Source organism: Athalassotoga sp. (assembly GCF_049965695.1).
In the GTDB taxonomy this organism is placed as follows: Bacteria; Thermotogota; Thermotogae; order Mesoaciditogales; family Mesoaciditogaceae; genus Athalassotoga.
The window spans coordinates 12,554-29,567 of record NZ_JBMFWB010000007.1 but is presented as its reverse complement, the minus strand read 5'-3'; the positions used below and the strand labels follow the sequence as shown (position 1 = coordinate 29,567).

The window sequence follows — 17,014 nt, the reverse complement described above, 5'->3', positions numbered from 1 at the left end:
GATACATATGTACGTTATAATAGTTGGATGTGGATATTTCGGAGCATCGCTGGCCCTAAAACTCGCAGATGAAGGTCATGATGTTGTCGTTATCGATAAAGATAAAACGTCATTTTCCAAACTCGGAATGGCTTTTAACGGACTTACGATCATAGGAGTTGGCATTGACGAAGATATTCTCAAAAAAGCCGGCATTGAAAAGTCCGGCGCCGTTATTGCGGCAACACGTGACGACAACACGAATATCATGATAGCCGAAATTGCCAAAACGATTTACAAAGTTCCAAAGGTCATGGCAAGGGTTTATCTTCAATCAAAAATTGGGACTTACAAGGATTTCAACGTTGATTTTGTATGCCCTACAACGATAGGCGTGGAAGAGATGTACAACATGCTGTTTTCCGATGGTACCAAATTGCGCGCAAATATCGGAGACAATCTTTCTGTCTTTGAAGTTGTTGTGCGTAAAGACAAAAATTTCAAAGTGGAAGATGTAGAATCCAAATTCGATATCAGAATTTGTGCCGTAAAAAGAGGTAATTTCGAGATCGCATCTGAAGATCTCAATTTACAAAAAGATGATGTGGTAATTATTTTGTCCGATCTTGAAAGGGCAAAGAAGGTTTCAAAATACTTTGGTGATGTGGAGTGAAGATAATAATCGTTGGTGGAGGTAAGGTAGGGTACTATCTTCTCAAGACACTTTACGGGAAAAAGCACAAGATCTCGGTTGTGGAAAAGGATCCTGTCAAATGTGCGGCAATTGCAGAAGAGATGGACAGCGTAAATGTCATAAACGGTGATGGAACGGAAATTAACGACCTTAAAGAAGCAGGCGTCGAAGAGGCGGATGTTATTGCTGCAGTTACCGGAAAAGACGAAGTAAATCTCATCTCTTGTCAGATCGCAAAGAAAAATTTCAACATCCCCAAAACGATAGCAAGAGTTAACAACCCAAAGAATGAAGGTGTGCTCAAATCTTTGGGTGTTGACAACGTCGTTTGTTCGACGGCATTCATTGCAAATGTCATCGAGCAGGAAGTTGTGCTTGGAGCGATAAGATCACTTTTGACCTTTTACCATGGCGATCTCAATATTTTGGAGATAAAAATACCGCACAATTCTCCATCCGATGGCAAAAAAATAATGGAAATCAAATTGCCGAGAGACAGCATAATCATAACTGTTATAAAAGCAGACAAGCCAATAGTACCAAGAGGTGATACGCAAATCGATGAAAATGACCTTGTCATAATAATGTCGAGGAAAGACAAAATTGACGAGATAAAAGCCGTTCTTGTCGGGGCAGGTGATGAAAATGAGGCAAAAAATTGAAAAGTTTAAAGATACCTCGATAGGAATTTTAATAGAAGTAGGATATTCTGCCGTCCTCATCGGAGTCGCTCTTTTGATAGGATATTTGATCACCCGCTGATATGAGCAAAAAGACGGTTTATTCGGATTTAAAAATAATAAATTACTACACCGCAAAGATAGTCGAGACGATGGGATGGGTAATGACAATCCCGCTTGTTACGGCTTTGATCTTCGAAGAATGGAACACGGCCATAGATTTTGGAATAGGAATGGCCATCTCTTTCGTTTTCGGATTCACGCTTGAGATTTTGTGTCGGGATCATCAAAAGGAAATGGATTGGCTTCATGGAATGTTCATAGCGGCGTACGCATGGATAATTCTTATTATCATCGATGCGATTCCCGGATATCTTTCCGGTCATTACCTTTCATTTTTGGATGCCGTCTTTGATGTCATGAGTGGCTTTACAACGACGGGTCTCGTGCTGATTCAAAGGATGTACGATCTTTCGATAGGAATGAACATGTGGAGGGCACTTCTTACGTTTGTCGGCGGTCAGGGTATGATCGTTCTTTCGTTAAGTTTTCTCATAGGCATGCGTGGCGGGTATATGATGTACATAGGAGAAGGAAAAAGCGAGAAACTTCTTCCGAGTTTTACAAAAACTGCAAGGGCAATATGGGATATCAGTCTTATATATCTTGCCGTCGGAACTATCGCCCTCTTCATCGCAGGCCTTGTTATAGGGCTAAAACCTGTAAGCGCACTTTTGAACGGTATATGGATCTTCATGTCAGCATGGAGTACGGGAGGTTTTGCCCCGCATTCACAAAACATTCTTTATTATCACAGCATGCTTTACATGCTTATAACTATGGTGATCTTCATAATAGGTTCTTTCAATTTCGCACTTCACTACGCTGTAATGAACAAAAACAGAAAAGAGATATATAAAAACATAGAAACACAGTCTTTTTTCATAACCGTTCTTATAACCTTTACCATAGTTGCAGTTGGCCTTGTGAGGAATAACGTCTATCCAAATGCAGTCATTCTCTTTACGAAAGGATTTTATCAGTTGATTTCCGCGCACACGACGACCGGCTTTATGAACATATACCCTTCACAGTTCGGATCATGGGGAACACTTGCCATGGTCGGCATAACGATCGCAATGCTTATAGGTGGAAGTACAAGTTCGACTGCCGGAGGAATAAAGGGAATGAGAATCGGCATAATCGCCAAATCATTTGTTTTCGAGACAAAAAAACTTTTCATGTCGTCAAAAACCATCAAAGTGCAGAAATTTCATAATCAGGAAGATATCGATCTCGATAACGAAGTCATCAAAAATGCCATGGTCATAACGATGATGTACATTCTTTCATTCGTTGTAGGGCTTATAATAACGCTCATTTACAAATATCCGATAGAAAAGGCCGCATTTGAAGTTGCATCGGCTCTTGGAAATGTTGGACTGTCAACGGGGATAACATCGCCATCGATGCCGGACGTGCTGAAAGTGCTTTTCATAATTTTGATGTGGGTTGGCAGACTTGAATTCATGGCCGTTATAGCCTTTGTTGCCTATCCCTTTATGGGAGCAAAAAGAAGATGAAGCATTTTGTCTTTCTTATATTTATGATCTTTTTTGTGTCTGTGATTTTTGCCATGCCGACTATATCCGATATGATAAACAATCCATCTGCGTACGATGGAAAATTTTTAACAGTCCAGGGTCAGGCCGTCGGTAGCGTTATGAGAAGGGGAGACTACGCGTGGGTCAACATGACAGACGGCACTCAAACTTTGGGCTTTTGGATGCCTTATTCTCTTGCAAGGCAGATAAAATACACGGCAAGTTATGATTTTAAAGGCGATCTTTTGACAGTCGAGGGAACTTTTGTTGCCATGTCTTTGAAACACGACGGAGACATGGAATTTGACGTTTCGAAAATAGTTAAAATCATTCCGGGAGAAAAAATCGTCCACACAATAGATTTTGACAGGATAATTTTTTTAATCGTCATATCTGCAATAGCATTTGTTTTGTGGATTTTAAAGAAAAAATTTTTCACTCCAAAAATTTAACCATATATGCCGAATTAAAAAAATTCCCCCTCAAAATGAGGGAGATAATTTGTTCCTGTATCGAAAAAAGAATATGACTTTTGTTCGATGTGAACCACTAAAACAGTGGCTAACTCTGGAGGCGACGATGGGATTTGAACCCATGAATAAGGATTTTGCAGACCCTCGCCTTTGACCTCTTGGCTACGTCGCCCTAACACATATCATATATTATCATTTCAAATCAAGGAAAATCAACCCCTCAAATTGCGTCAAAACAAATTCACTTTTTATTTTTAAATTCAACTCTCAGATGAAAGAAAAGGTACAAATTAAAAACGAAAAGCACCATGGCTATAAAAAAATTCGACAACGGTTTGAATTCAAAAGTGCCGTTGTTTATAAGGTCATCAAAGGCCGCTGCCAAAAGTGCTATTACGTAGTAAGTTTCAAAAATAAGTCCTATGATGCTGCCTGTTATCGCATGGGCGGTTCCACTTTTTTTGTTGTTAAGCACATCGGAAAGCCCGAAAATGAAGATGAGGGTTATCGTTAAAGCGACAAAAGCATCCATGTAATCCCGAGAAAGTACCATAAAAATGGTCAAGACCGCATATCCGAAGGATGCTAAAATCATCAATTTGAACATATCAAATCACCAGATAGGCTATTTTTTCAAAGACAAAAGCGGTGGCGTAAGCAAGGGAAAGACTCCAAATGACCGAAAAAATAGGCCATTTGTAACTGCCCGTTTCCATTTTCATCGTTGCCTGAGTTGCGGCACACGGGATGTAAAGCAAAGCAAAAAGCATAAGTGCGTAAGCGGTAACCGGATTTAAAATCGTCGGTAAGAAGGATTCAATATTTCCATTTGCAAAAGTTCCAAGAGTGGTAACCGTGACCTCCTTTGCAACGCCTCCAAAGATCAAAGATAAAGTCACGTGCCAGTCAAAGCCAAGAGGTGCTAAAATCGGAGAGATAGTTTTTCCTATTTGTGCGGCAAAAGAATTTCCAATTGATGAATTCGGAGGGAGATTTGAAAGGAGCCAGACAACCGCGGTGGCTCCGAGAATTATACCTCCCGCCTTTTTTAAAAAATGTTTTCCTCTTGACCATGTGTATATTCCAAGACCTCTGGCGGTTGGCAATTTGTATCTCGGCATCTCTATTATGAATGGAGAATTTTCTTTGTTTTTAAGTATGAAATTGAACACAACTGCCATCGTAAGAGCAACAAATATGCTTATCAAATAAATAGAAAAGATCGCAAAACCTCCAAGCGATCCGAAAAAGGCCGCCGATAAAACAACGTAAATCGGAAGACGCGCGCTGCACGTGGCAAATGGATTTATAAGTACCGAAACAAGCCTTTCTTTTTCTCCTTCAAGAGTTCTGGTTGTCATTATGGCCGAAGCGTTGCAACCAAAACCCAAAAGCAAAGGAATAAAGGCTCTTCCGCTTAACTTGAACCTGTGCATTATCCTGTCGATCAAAAAGGCCGCTCTCGACATGTAACCGGAATCTTCGAGAATTCCCATAGAGAAAAAGAGAAAAAAGATCAACGGAACGAAGGTAAGCACAGATCCGACTCCCGATATAAGTCCGTCTCCTATGAAAGATCCAAACCAGCCCGGTATAGAATGTGCGTAACTCCCAAGTGTATCGAACCCTTTGCTTAAAAGATCGCTAAGCGGCATGGAAACTGAAAAGGTGAATTCGAAGATCATCCACATCACGGAAATGAAGATGGGTATACCGAGAACTTTGTGCGTAAAAACGTGATCAAGCGCATCTGTCAGAGTCCACATTTCTTTTGGCCTGACCTCAATCTGTTTTACTATCGAATCGATGAAGTCATACCTCGCTTTTGCTATTTTCAAAGGTATATCTTTATCTGAAAAGTTGACTAAGTTTATTCCCGCTTTCTGGGCAATCGACATCGCGTACGAGTCTTTTTCTTCTAAAGCGATTGAAAGCCATCGTGAAGGAAAAGATCGCAGATTTTGATTCTTCGAAATCAAATCTTGAATAGATGAAAACTTATTTTCAAGGTCATCGGGATATATCATGTATTTTGTCTTTTCATTCTGAACAAAGACAAACTTCATTAAATCGTCAACGTTTATTCCCTTTGTGGCGATCGTTTCAACGACTTGTATGCCAAGCCTTTTTGAAAGTTCACGCGTATCTATTTTTATATCAAGATTTTTAACCTCGTCCATTTGGTTCACAATAAGAACTGTCTTTATGCCTGTTTCTATTATCTGAATCGTAAGATAGAGGTTTCTCCTTAAATTCGTACCGTCAATGATGTTGAAGATGACATCCGGTTTTTCATTAACGAGGTAATCACGGGCAACCTGTTCATCGATGCTTTTTGCGTTCAGCGTGTATATGCCCGGAAGGTCCACAACATTCACGTTGTAATCCTTCCATTTTAAAATGCCCGTCTTTTTTTCAACCGTAACACCCGGCCAGTTTGCCACATATTGATGAGCACCTGTAAGTGCGTTGAAAAGCGATGTTTTCCCCACATTGGGATTTCCCATTAGAGCAATGGTTATTTCTTTCATCGCACCTTCACCAGGATTTTTTGCCCCATTCCATGACCTATTAAAAGTTTTTTCCCGTTTGCCATGATCAAAATTTTACAATTAGAAGGATCGGAAAGCACCTGGATTTCTTTTCCGATTTCAATTCCCAAATTTCTAACCTTATCGGAGAAAAATTTTCCTGCCGTGAAATTCAAAACTACGTAAGTGCCTTTCGGTACGACAGAAAGCGGTGCGGGATAAAGTGGTTCAACCTTTATCATCTTACTTTCGTCTTGCCTGAGAGATATTTCCGTTGAGTCAACAAGATAAATGGTTGGATCTCCGAATGGAGCCCTTCTTATAACTTTTATTTCACGACCGGGGAGCCATCCCAAACTCATGAGTTTTGATTTTAAAGAATCAGAAAGATCAGATTCGATCAAAATGCAACGTGTATTTTCGGGACATATATCAAGGGATATTATTCCGACCATCTCCTTATTGAGAATCAATCTCAATAAGATTCTATCATAGAGGGATTTAAATGTCAAACATCCTTCTTTTCTTCATCTCCCACCATATCCTTGAAATCGGCAATCCCACAACGTTGAAAAAATCTCCTTCTATTCTTTCGACGAGTATCATTCCCATTTCTTCCTGAACGCCATATGCACCGGCTTTGTCAAGAGGCAAACCTGTTTTGACGTATGCTCTTATTGTTTCATCGTCAAGATCGTAAAACTTCACATCTGTTGATTCGATGAAATTGATTTTTTCTTCTTTGTATTTTATGCAAACGCCTGTGTAAACCGTGTGCCATTTACCCGACAGCATTTTAAGCATTCTAACCGCATCATCCGGATTTTCCGGTTTTCCGAGAATAATCCCGTCAATTTCGACGGTTGTGTCTGCCGCAAGCACGATGTTATCACGTTGTATTGAATCAGCCTTTATTCTCGAAAGTCTTAGCACCATTTCGCGTGCTGATTCACCTTCTAAAATCGATTCATCTGCGTTGGGATGTACAACTTCGATTTCTTTGAAAATTTTTTGAATCAATGCTTTTCTTCTTGGAGAAGAGGATGCTAAAGTTATCATCTTATCACCTTCAATTTTGGAAAGTCATTGCATCGTAGGTGGTTTTTTCTTTCGTGCCTTCCGTGTATACGACTATCTTGTTTGGAATGCTTATTATAGTTTCACCTTCTTTGGATATCCATCCCGTCGCAACACTCACCTGATTTGTCTCGGTCTCCGGAAAGATCCAGTTTGTTGAATAGGTCGCTCTTATGGATCCCGGCTTTGTTTCAAGTGTCATGAGATACGTATCTCCTCTGTAAACTTTGTAGTATGCATTTTTATTCAATGGTATGACTTCATACAGTTTTCCATCAAGCAAAACAACTGCTTTTGCGGCCGCCGGGGCAAATTGTCTGAAGCCAATCCACAATCCGAAACCCGCTATTAAGAAAATAAGCAGGATGAGATCCCATTTTGAAAATATTTTACGGTTTGTATTCGTATTTTTGCCATTCTTCATTTTTAATTACCTGGCCCTGTTCGTTTATCGCGTAATACGCGACTCCCAATTTAGAAGCCATTTTCTCCATCGCGGATTGTCCCGCAACCATGGAAAATACCCCAAAGCCATCCGAAAATATCGATCTGGTCGAGACGGTGGTTACAGATTCAAAATAGTCGTTGGAATAACCGGTTTTTGGATCGAATATGTGGTAATATCTTTTGCCATCGACAATTATGTATCTTTCGTAGTCTCCGGACGTTCCAACATAGCCGCTGTAAAGTTTAACGTAAGCTATAGAATCATTCGAATTTCCCCTTGGATTTTGAATTCCAATTATCCACGGTTGATTACCGTATTTTGGCCCTATTATTCCAACCGTACCGCCAACATCTACAAATCCTGAAGATTCTGGATCATTTTGTTTAGCCATGTCTATCAGCATCTGATCTATGTATCCTTCCATCATTCCGTTAAGATCAAGCCATACGCCGTTCAAAAGTCTTACTTCATTTCCGTTTATCTCAACGTTTTTGTAGCCAACATGTTTTAAAGATTCCTGTATTTCATCAGAAGTCGGTAAATGCCAGGATTTTGTGTTGTCTGTGTTGAAACCCCATAAAGGAACAAGCCTTCCTATGGTGGGATCGAAGGTGCCATCTGTAAGTTGGGCGAAATTCATCGATGCCTTTATAACATAAAGTAAATCCGGAGAAACTTTGACCCATTTTCCATTTGAGTGGTTGAGGTTGTAAAGTTCGGATCCGGCAATCCAGGGATCGAAAATGCGATCGTATTCATCAAACTCACTGAACATTTTATCGACAATTTCTTTAGCATTTCCTTTTCTCGTGGCGTAAGATATTTCAACGTTGGTACCAAGTTCAACGCCGTAACGGGTGTAATATTTTGGCGGAACTTTCGTAAGAAAGATAGATGCTATAACACTTCCCACGATTACCACCGTGAAAATAAGTATTATGATGTTGCGTTTTCTCATTAGAATCTTCCTTTCATTTTCAAGACTTTATTCTTTTGATAAGCACGCCGGCGACGATTGCGTTGGCTATTCCTGAAAAAATTCCTATTATTTCCATGTAAGGCAGATAAGACATGATGGCCCACGTTCCAACTATTTGAACTCCTATCAAAACCTGGATAAGGTTGTTTAACAAAGCACCTACCGTGCTGTGAAAAATCAATCCGGCTTTTTTGAATGACCAAAAAGAAAGATACATCACAAAGGTCGATCCTATCGATCCGACAAATCCCATCAAAAAGGTGGGCGCAAGAAAAGTTCCCCCGAGTAAACTTCCTATAAGCGATTTTCCGATTGTAAGCACGATAAGCCAAGAAAGCGGAGTATCTGACAGGGCATAGACCACCACCATGTTAGAAAATCCCCACCGGGCTCCCGGAATAGGTACAGGAAAAGGAGCATAACTCTCAAGAATATATATCGCTGCCCCTACCGCTATGAGCATGCCGTAGGTTGTTATTTTCTTGCTTATCTTTTGGTATTCGTCATTTCGCATATTCATTCCAGAGTGTGTTGTTTTGAATTTGACCGTTTTCGTAAATTAAAAAGTAACCAATACCCAACTCTTCTGCCCACTGACTGATATCATTCGGCCCTGCCACCATGGCTGCAGTTCCAAAAGCATCTGAAAGCATTCCGTTATCCGATATGCTTGTTACAGATTGAAAATAATTATCTGAATATCCTGTTTTGGGATTGATAATGTGATAATATCTCTTTCCACCGACGGTTATATAGCGTTCATAATCTCCCGATGTCGCTATGTATCCTCTGTAAAGATTGACGTACGTTAAGGCATCGTTGGAAGTTCCGCGTGGATTTCTGACACCTATGACCCATGGCTGATTGCCGTATTTCGGTCCTATTATTCCTATATCCCCGCCTATATCCACATATCCCGTGGAATTCGGATCGTTTTCCTTTGCCATTTCAACAAGCAATTGAACCGCATAACCTTTCGCTATGCCCCCAAGATCTATCCATACGCCGTTTAAAAGTCTTACCTTGTTCCCGTCAAATTGAACGTTTTGATAACCCACGTGAGGTAAAATGTTGGCGATCTCGCTCGATGAAGGCAAGTGCCAGTTTCGAGAATCGGTTGAGTTAAATCCCCAAAGATTCACAAGTCTTCCTATAGACGGATCAAAATTGCCGTCTGTTTTTTGCGCGATCTGAATTGAATATTCCAAAACATCAAGTAGTTCAGGACTAACCTGAGTCCACTGACCATTTGAATGATTCAAATTGTAAAGTTCGGAATTCGGGAGCCATGGATTGAAAATGTTGTTTATGTTGTCTAACTCTTTGAACATCGTTTCGACTACCTGCTGTGCATTCCCTCTTCCGGTTGCGTAAGAGATGGTAACGTTGGTTCCTAAAGCGACACCATATTGGACGTAGTATTGTGGGGGCTTTTTCCAAAAAACCACAAAGATCACGATTGCGATTATGAGTAAAATGGAAAGAGTTATAATTGTAACTCTTATGGATAAAAAATTCATTTTCTTATCGCTATCGGGTAGCCGCAATTTGTACAACTCCCTTCTTCATCAAGCCCTACGATATTCACGTTATATCCGTTTCTCTCGATAACGGTCTTACCACATTTGGGACAAATCGTATCTTCGTGCATGCCCAGTACGTTACCAACATAAACGTAATCAAGATATGCTTTAGCAGCATGCCACAATTTCTCAAGATCATCCAAATCCGTTGGTGGCCTATCATATTTGTAATTGGGAAAGTACCGTGAAAGGTGAAGAGGAATTGATCTGTCTATCGATCCTAACCATTCGGCAATACCTTTTATCTCTTCTTCAGAATCGTTATCTTCCGGTACGACTAATGTCGTTATCTCAACATGAATGCCCGCTTTTTGAGCAGTTTCAACATTTTTCATGACAACATCACGCTGACCTCCGAGCACCTTTCTGTAATATTCAGGATTAAATGATTTGACATCGATGTTCATGGCAGAAAAGTACTGAGTCAAAAGTTTGAAAGGCTTTTCTTCTATAAAGCCATTTGTTACAAGCACGTTGTTAAGTCCGTCTTTCATGGCGGCACGTGCGCAGTCAAGCACATATTCAAACCATACAACCGGCTCGGAATAGGTGTAGGCTATTCCAAAAGAGTTATGATCTTTGGCCAGAGAAGCCAGTTGTTCTGGAGAAAAGTCTCTGACATGCGGAATGGCATGAGATATTTCCCAATTTTGACAAAATGGACATGACATGTTGCATCCCCAACTGCCTACCGAGAGTATCTCACTTCCTGGATGAAAATGAAAAAGGGGTTTCTTTTCGATGGGATCTACCGAAATGGCTGAAATTTGACCGTAATTAAGAGAATAAAGTGCTCCTTCTATGTTTTTTCTCACGCCACATATTCCAACCTGACCATTTTTCAGCACACAATGGTGAGGACACAGATCGCATCTTACTTTATCGTCCTTCAGAATCTCGAAAAAAAGGGCTTCCCTCATTTTTTCAGATCCTTCCATTTCTCATGACATGCATAAGCATTATGCGTGTGAATCGACTCGTAACTTGTGACCTTTACGTTGTACCAGACAACACGATCGTCATCTTCGAGTTTTAAAGAAATATCTCTAACGACATCTTCGACGAATTTAGGATTGTCGTAAGCATTTTCAGTCACGTATTTTTCATCTTCACGTTTTAAAAGCGTGAAAAGAGGGGTAGATGCCGAACTTTCAGCCACATCTATGAGATCTTCTATCCAAACGATGTGCCTCATTCTGACGGAGACATCGGCCTTTGCCCTTTGATTATGTGCACCACGCGCGCTTATCTCCTTTGAACAAGGACAGAGTGTTTGAATAGGCACAATAACCTCAAGTATAAAATCGAAATTATCATTTTTTTCACATATAAACTTGGCTTTGTAAGGAGTATAACTCTCTATTTTGGAAACAGGTGCTTTACGCATGACAAAGTAATCAAATTCGACTTCGAAATGCGCTGTTACAGACTTTAGGTGTTCTCTCATGTCGTCAAGGATTTTTTCCATATTCTGAATAGTCATTTTCCCTTTATGGTTGTTAAGTACTTCAACGAATCTGCTCATGTGAGTGCCCCTAAAATCCTCCGGTAGATCGACATACATGTTTATCTTGCCAACTGTACTTTGATATGAATTTTCTCTGTCCAAAACGACTATCGGGTAGACTATGTCACTTATTCCCACTTTGTCTATGTACACATTCCTTAAGTCTTTTTGACTTTGCACATCCGGCAGGTGCTTCTTCAAACTCATTGCTCCTTTCGATAGAAACAATTCAATTATACCATTTTTCACGCATCATCCTCTCCGCCCCGCTTGTCATCCTCGAGTTCGTCAAGGATCACCTTTTGCCTTTGACTGCTTAATCATTACCGATTACTCGCCATACGCCGTTTTTTACCCTTCACTTTAAAGACAATTTAGTATATAATTTATTTTGCGGTGAGGATATGGAAAAGATAGTCGAGGTAAAAGGACTTAGAAAAAAATACGGTCATTTTGAGGCTTTAAAAGGAATAGACATAACGCTTTACAAGGGCGAAGTTTTTGGTTTTTTAGGGCCTAATGGCGCAGGCAAAACGACTACCGTTGAGATACTGGAAGGGCTTAGAAAGCCGGGCGAAGGTGAAATAACCTTCTTTTCGGAAAAGATAAGTGGTGCTATTCCACCTCATGTAAAAGAAAAAATAGGTGTTGTGCTTCAAGAAACGCGCTTTCTCGATCATCTTAAAGTTAAAGAAATAATCGAACTTTTTGCCTCTTTTTTTAAAAACGCCAAGTCTCCGGAAGAAATAATCAAAATGGTTCGAATAGAGGAAAAAGCCGATGACTACACGGATAATTTGTCAGGTGGTCAGCGTCAGCGTCTTGCGATAGCAACCGCTCTGGTAAACGATCCTGAGATAATATTCCTTGATGAACCGACAGTTGGTCTTGACCCCCAATCAAGAGAATCTGTCTGGGAACTCATAAAGATGCTTAAAAAAGAAGAAAAAACGATCTTCCTCACGACCCATTACATGGAAGAAGCACAGGTACTTTGCGATAGAATATCGATCATAGACAGAGGAAAAATAATAGTTTCGGACACACCCAAAAATCTTGTAAAAAATTACGGTGGGAAAAGCGAAATAGATTTCAGATGCGATCACAGTCCATCTCAATCGATAATTGATGACTTAAATTTACACGTTGGTGTCGTCGATGATCATTTCAGGATCGAAACGGATAACATAACAAAAACTCTTGAAGAAATCGTAGAATGGTCAAAAAAATTCAATCTCAACATAACAGACATTTCGCTCGTTGAACCCACCCTTGAGGATGTTTTTTTATCTTTGACCGGAAGGGGTCTAAGAGATTGAAAGCATTCTGGAAATTTTTCAAACTTCATCTACTTTCAGATGTAAGAAATAGAAGGTCCATCTTCTGGGTTGTCATATTTCCGGTGCTTTTGCTTGTCTTACTTATTCTGGCTTTTTCAAATCTCGGAACAAATGGGGCGCTTAATTTCAGAATAATACTTATAAATGAGGCGGGAACATCTGGTTTTGACTTTTCCAACAGAATCGTGGATATAGTAAAGTCAATGTCATCTCCGAGCAAAAATGCGGTCTTCACACTCACAGAAATGAGCCCCGATCAAGAAAATTCGGCGATCAAAAAAGTACTTTATTCGGATGCCGATATTTTGATCGTTATACCCAAAGACTTCGATTCTTCCATCGCAAGGTCTGTTTTACTTTCAAAACTTAACATGAACTTTCCGCCTGCAACACTTGATGTTTTTTACGTTCCAAATAGGGCCTCTTCAAGCCTTGCGGAAGGAATGATTGAAGGCCTTGCGGGAAAAATAAACGCTTTCTTTGCAGGCACACTTGGACAAAAAATCTCGTCGGTTGTTGTAAAAGATGAAATTCTCGGAGGAATCATGAGTGCTCCATCTTACACCGATTTTGTCACCCCAGGTATCCTTGTTATAGCACCATTTACAACGGGATTGCTTTTAGTTGCTCCAAAATTGTCTTTTTTAAGAAGCAACAGGGTGATGAGAAGATACTCATCGACTCCCATGAATCCAGCGAGTTTTTTCTTTGGCTTCACTTTTTCGAGAATAGCGGTAATGGTGATTCAATACATAGGTCTTGCACTTTTTGCGATTTTTGTTATGCAGGCAAGTGTTGATATTTTTTCTTTAGATGCTTTCTTTTATTATCTTTTCTCCTGCGCCGTTTACACGGCAATCGGATTTGCAGTTGGGGTGGCTGTTTCGAGTGCAGTTGCTGTAAGTGCGCTTTCAAGCGTTATAAATTTACCACTTGAATTTCTTGCCGGTATATATTTTCCGCTTTTCAACCTCCCATGGTACATAAAGATATTTGTCTACGCTAACCCCCTTTGGTATGCGACAAATGCCATGCGTGAATTTTTGAGAGTTTCTCAATCACCGTCTCCGATGTGGATGAACATCTTTATTCCGGGATTGTGGTTTATCATATCGATGGGTTTTGCCCTTACAAAAAGGGCAGCCGAAAGAAAGTGATTTGTTGAAAACTTTCATCGGTAAATCTTTTAGAATGTTCATTCGAGATCGCCAGGCTGTTTTGATGTTTTTCGTACTTCCGATTCTTCTTATGTTGATCCTCGGTTTCGTAATAGAGGGATTGTCTGGAAGCACAACGGGAGTTAACGTTAAAATCGCTGCTTTCTCCTCTTCATCCGCCATTCAGAATGCTATGACCAAGGCTTCTTCAGGTACGGGAATCGAATTTGTTTTTGCAAAAAGCGTTGACGATCTTAACGATCTTTTGAATAGCGGAAAAGTTCAAATGGGTATAATTTTTGACAAAGACGTCTTTACCTTCGTTTACAACCAATCTTTTGGACAGTACAACAATTATTTGAAAATTCTTCAGGATGTGATATCAAGCAGCGTTGTAAATGCACTTTCAAATGTTAAACCTTACATCCAGATAAAATCGTTATCCGTTAAAAGTGGCAACTTAACCGTGATTGGTTTCATAGTTCCGGGTGTTGTCGCCATAGCCATAACCATAGCGGGAATCTTTGGTATGGCAATAATTGCAGGCAATTACAGACAAAACATGGTTTTAAAAAGATTGGAGGTAACACCCTTAAACGGAGGCCTTTTCTTCTTTTCTCTTGCAATTGTTAGGTTCATAGCATCTTTGATAGCCGCATCCGTGACGGTTGTGCTTTCTGAAATCATATTTTCAACTTCGTACAGCATAAATTGGCCCGCTTTTCTTATTTTCATTTCAGGCGGTGTGATACTTTCTCTTGGAATAGGCGTGATCTTTGCTTTACTTTCAAGAGACCTATGGACCATATTGAACATCTCGACGATTCTTTCGATAACGATGATGCTTTTTTCCGACGTGTTTTTCCCTTACTCTATAATGCCCCCTTACATGAGGATAATTTCGGAAATGCTTCCGATATCCTATTTTTCTCAAGGCCTTAGATACACGCTGGGAATAGAAGCGATGCATTATCAAGATTTTGTGATCTTAACGGCTGTTTTTATCGCCGGTGGTCTTGCAATGATCTTCTTTGGTGGAATGGAAATTTTAAAACTTGAAAGAAAGTAAATAGCACTTGACTTTGATCCAAAATATGACTATAATCATAGTCAAGGTGATATCATGCTTAACAAACTCAAATTTTACAATGTTGCGGAAGCAAAAGCAGAACTTTCGAAATTGCTCTCTGAGGCGAAGCATCAAGATGTTATCATAACGAAAAACGGAGTACCGGAAGCAAGTGTTTTGAATTACGAAAGGTATGTCAAGATCATGGATTTTTTAGAGCAAGTCAAAGACATATACACGCTTGACGTGGGAGAAGGCATACCTGAAGATCCTGTTGAAAAAATGCTTGAAGATGATCAGGAGGTGTAGAAATGGCAGATGTGATTCTTGAGCACGTCTGGAAGGTTTACGAGAAGAAAGTTGAAGCGGTGAAAGATGCTAATTTGAACATCGCGGACAAGGAATTCTGTGTTTTGGTTGGTCCTTCAGGTTGTGGAAAAACTACAACGCTTAGAATGATAGCGGGCCTTGAGGAAATTACCAAAGGAACGGTTAAAATTGCGGACAAAGTTGTAAACGATGTCGAACCAAAGGATAGAGATATAGCGATGGTCTTTCAGAACTATGCGCTTTATCCTCACATGAACGTTTACCAAAATATGTCTTTCGGGCTGAAATTAAGACATTTCCCAAAAGACGAGATAGACAGAAGAGTCAAAGAAGCCGCCAGAATTCTTGGCATAGAAGAGTTCCTCGATAGAAAGCCAAAGCAACTTTCAGGAGGTCAAAGACAGCGTGTTGCCGTTGGCCGTGCCATAGTCAGAAACCCAAAGGTTTTCTTGTTCGATGAACCTCTTTCAAACTTAGATGCTAAACTTAGAGTTCAGATGAGATCCGAACTTAAAAAACTTCACGTAAGACTCAATGCCACGATGATTTACGTTACTCACGACCAGGTAGAAGCCATGACGATGGCTGACAAAATAGTCGTTATGAGTACCGGAGTCGTTCAGCAAATAGGTACACCATTTGATATATATCATTATCCGGACAATGTTTTTGTTGCCGGTTTCATAGGTTCTCCTTCGATGAACTTTTTAAAAGCGACCGTTCTGTGGAAAGACAATGCCATGTGGGTTAAATTACCCAACAACGCCGTTGTAAAAGTTCCAACGATTTATGAAGAAGAACTTGGAGATTACAAAGACAAAGAGATCATCTTCGGAATAAGGCCAGAAGACATTTACGATAAGATGTTTGCCGTTGCCGCTAAACCAGAAAACACCGTTAGCGTCAAAGTGGATATAATAGAACCTCTCGGAAATCAGACAATGCTCCACGCAAGAGTTGGAAACGATTTAATAGTCGCATCCGTAGATCCAAAAACGGAAGCCCAAATCGATCAATCAATGGACCTTGTCTTTGACATGTCGATGATGAGGGCATTTGATCCACAAACACAAAAAGCCATAATAACAAAAGAAAAACTTGTACACGGAATGACCCAGAGCAAAGCAGCCAAAGTAGACAACGGGAAAAATCAGGTTGCCGAGCAGAAGTAAATAATGAAAATCACACACTTGCATGTATACGATTCAACTTTGATTGTGAAGTGTGGGCTCCGGCAGGTATCTCCTCGGTGTCTGGTCCTCGCTTTACAGCGTCGGCCACCTCAAGGATACCCTGCCCTCCGCCCTGAAGTGAGTTTTGTACTTCACTTTTAAAAGAATTTTAGTATATCATACGAGTGAGGGCAAGATCGTAAGTTATTCGTAAACTTGATTAAGTACCATAAAAAATGTTAAAATTACTTGTAAGACGGAGGTGTGCCCGAATCGGCTAAGGGGCCGGTCTTGAAAACCGGTGGCACTACGTGCCTTCTGGGTTCGAGTCCCAGCACCTCCGCCATTACTTAAAATCATCATGTTAAAAAAATCACGAGCGGAGGGTGAA

Annotated in this window: 19 protein-coding genes and 2 tRNA genes; 10 read left to right on the top strand and 11 right to left on the bottom strand. The window is 40.3% G+C overall.

Translation table 11 applies throughout. From position 1 onward, the window contains the following. Positions 1 to 7 precede the first annotated feature (7 nt). The 4 genes from ACP5NR_RS03385 (at position 8) to ACP5NR_RS03370 (ending at position 3,409) form a co-directional block, all read left to right on the top strand. Positions 8 to 652 (top strand): potassium channel family protein, encoded by a 645-nt coding sequence (locus ACP5NR_RS03385; protein ID WP_428005048.1) that lies wholly within the window; start codon positions 8 to 10, stop codon positions 650 to 652. Beyond that, positions 649 to 1,335: a potassium channel family protein gene (locus ACP5NR_RS03380; protein WP_428005049.1), complete on the top strand. Its 687-nt coding sequence runs from the start codon at positions 649 to 651 to the stop codon at positions 1,333 to 1,335. The genes ACP5NR_RS03385 and ACP5NR_RS03380 overlap by 4 nt, the downstream gene beginning before the upstream one ends. A 101-nt stretch (positions 1,336 to 1,436) precedes the next feature. Beyond that, on the top strand, positions 1,437 to 2,936 hold the full coding sequence (locus ACP5NR_RS03375) for a TrkH family potassium uptake protein (RefSeq protein ID WP_428005050.1): 1,500 nt from the start codon (positions 1,437 to 1,439) through the stop codon (positions 2,934 to 2,936). After that, positions 2,933 to 3,409 (top strand): DNA-binding protein, encoded by a 477-nt coding sequence (locus ACP5NR_RS03370; protein ID WP_428005968.1) that lies wholly within the window; start codon positions 2,933 to 2,935, stop codon positions 3,407 to 3,409. The genes ACP5NR_RS03375 and ACP5NR_RS03370 overlap by 4 nt, the downstream gene beginning before the upstream one ends. Before the next feature lie 116 nt (positions 3,410 to 3,525). On the opposite strand, the gene ACP5NR_RS03365 is transcribed toward ACP5NR_RS03370, so the two are convergent. The 11 genes from ACP5NR_RS03365 to folE2 form a co-directional block, all read right to left on the bottom strand. Beyond that, positions 3,526 to 3,602: transfer RNA gene (locus ACP5NR_RS03365), tRNA-Cys, on the bottom strand. A 69-nt stretch (positions 3,603 to 3,671) separates the two neighbouring features. After that, positions 3,672 to 4,037, bottom strand: coding sequence for a hypothetical protein (locus ACP5NR_RS03360; RefSeq protein WP_428005052.1), 366 nt, complete (start codon positions 4,035 to 4,037; stop codon positions 3,672 to 3,674). 1 nt (position 4,038) lies between these two features. Next, the gene (feoB, locus tag ACP5NR_RS03355) at positions 4,039 to 5,961 is read right to left on the bottom strand and encodes a ferrous iron transport protein B (RefSeq protein ID WP_428005053.1); all 1,923 of its coding nucleotides are present in this window, start codon (positions 5,959 to 5,961) and stop codon (positions 4,039 to 4,041) included. Then, a complete protein-coding gene (locus ACP5NR_RS03350) occupies positions 5,958 to 6,434 on the bottom strand; it encodes a FeoA domain-containing protein (RefSeq protein WP_428005054.1) in 477 nt (158 codons plus the stop codon). The genes feoB and ACP5NR_RS03350 overlap by 4 nt, the downstream gene beginning before the upstream one ends. Positions 6,435 to 6,462: 28 nt before the next feature. Next, on the bottom strand, positions 6,463 to 7,020 hold the full coding sequence (locus ACP5NR_RS03345; protein WP_428005055.1) for a Maf family protein: 558 nt from the start codon (positions 7,018 to 7,020) through the stop codon (positions 6,463 to 6,465). Positions 7,021 to 7,030: 10 nt separating this feature from the next. Next, a complete protein-coding gene (locus tag ACP5NR_RS03340) occupies positions 7,031 to 7,462 on the bottom strand; it encodes a NusG domain II-containing protein (protein ID WP_428005056.1) in 432 nt (143 codons plus the stop codon). Continuing rightward, a complete protein-coding gene (locus tag ACP5NR_RS03335; protein WP_428005057.1) occupies positions 7,428 to 8,444 on the bottom strand; it encodes an FAD:protein FMN transferase in 1,017 nt (338 codons plus the stop codon). The genes ACP5NR_RS03340 and ACP5NR_RS03335 overlap by 35 nt, the downstream gene beginning before the upstream one ends. 19 nt (positions 8,445 to 8,463) lie before the next feature. Beyond that, the gene (locus ACP5NR_RS03330; protein ID WP_428005058.1) at positions 8,464 to 8,979 is read right to left on the bottom strand and encodes a Gx transporter family protein; all 516 of its coding nucleotides are present in this window, start codon (positions 8,977 to 8,979) and stop codon (positions 8,464 to 8,466) included. Continuing rightward, entirely contained in the window at positions 8,969 to 10,012 is a 1,044-nt protein-coding gene (locus ACP5NR_RS03325; RefSeq protein WP_428005967.1) for an FAD:protein FMN transferase, read from the bottom strand. The genes ACP5NR_RS03330 and ACP5NR_RS03325 overlap by 11 nt, the downstream gene beginning before the upstream one ends. Beyond that, on the bottom strand, positions 9,982 to 10,968 hold the full coding sequence (gene amrS, locus ACP5NR_RS03320; RefSeq protein WP_428005060.1) for an AmmeMemoRadiSam system radical SAM enzyme: 987 nt from the start codon (positions 10,966 to 10,968) through the stop codon (positions 9,982 to 9,984). Before amrS ends, ACP5NR_RS03325 begins: the two co-directional genes overlap by 31 nt. Then, positions 10,965 to 11,744 (bottom strand): GTP cyclohydrolase FolE2, encoded by a 780-nt coding sequence (folE2, locus tag ACP5NR_RS03315; protein ID WP_428005990.1) that lies wholly within the window; start codon positions 11,742 to 11,744, stop codon positions 10,965 to 10,967. The genes amrS and folE2 overlap by 4 nt, the downstream gene beginning before the upstream one ends. A gap of 215 nt (positions 11,745 to 11,959) precedes the next feature. On the opposite strand from folE2, the gene ACP5NR_RS03310 reads away from it, so the two are divergent. The 6 genes from ACP5NR_RS03310 to ACP5NR_RS03285 all read left to right on the top strand — a co-directional run bounded on the left by ACP5NR_RS03310 (position 11,960) and on the right by ACP5NR_RS03285 (position 16,969). Beyond that, positions 11,960 to 12,874 carry an ABC transporter ATP-binding protein gene (locus ACP5NR_RS03310; RefSeq protein WP_428005061.1) on the top strand — a complete coding sequence of 305 codons (915 nt, stop codon included), beginning with the start codon at positions 11,960 to 11,962 and terminating at the stop codon, positions 12,872 to 12,874. Beyond that, complete coding sequence (locus ACP5NR_RS03305; RefSeq protein WP_428005062.1) at positions 12,871 to 14,052, top strand: ABC transporter permease; 1,182 nt, start codon at positions 12,871 to 12,873, stop codon at positions 14,050 to 14,052. The genes ACP5NR_RS03310 and ACP5NR_RS03305 overlap by 4 nt, the downstream gene beginning before the upstream one ends. A 4-nt stretch (positions 14,053 to 14,056) precedes the next feature. Further along, complete coding sequence (locus ACP5NR_RS03300) at positions 14,057 to 15,121, top strand: ABC transporter permease (protein ID WP_428005063.1); 1,065 nt, start codon at positions 14,057 to 14,059, stop codon at positions 15,119 to 15,121. Between the two features lie 54 nt (positions 15,122 to 15,175). Continuing rightward, entirely contained in the window at positions 15,176 to 15,430 is a 255-nt protein-coding gene (locus ACP5NR_RS03295; protein ID WP_428005064.1) for a type II toxin-antitoxin system Phd/YefM family antitoxin, read from the top strand. A 2-nt stretch (positions 15,431 to 15,432) separates the two neighbouring features. Further along, positions 15,433 to 16,623 carry an ABC transporter ATP-binding protein gene (locus ACP5NR_RS03290; protein ID WP_428005065.1) on the top strand — a complete coding sequence of 397 codons (1,191 nt, stop codon included), beginning with the start codon at positions 15,433 to 15,435 and terminating at the stop codon, positions 16,621 to 16,623. A 258-nt stretch (positions 16,624 to 16,881) separates the two neighbouring features. Further along, a tRNA-Ser gene (locus ACP5NR_RS03285) sits at positions 16,882 to 16,969 on the top strand. Positions 16,970 to 17,014: the final 45 nt, after the last annotated feature.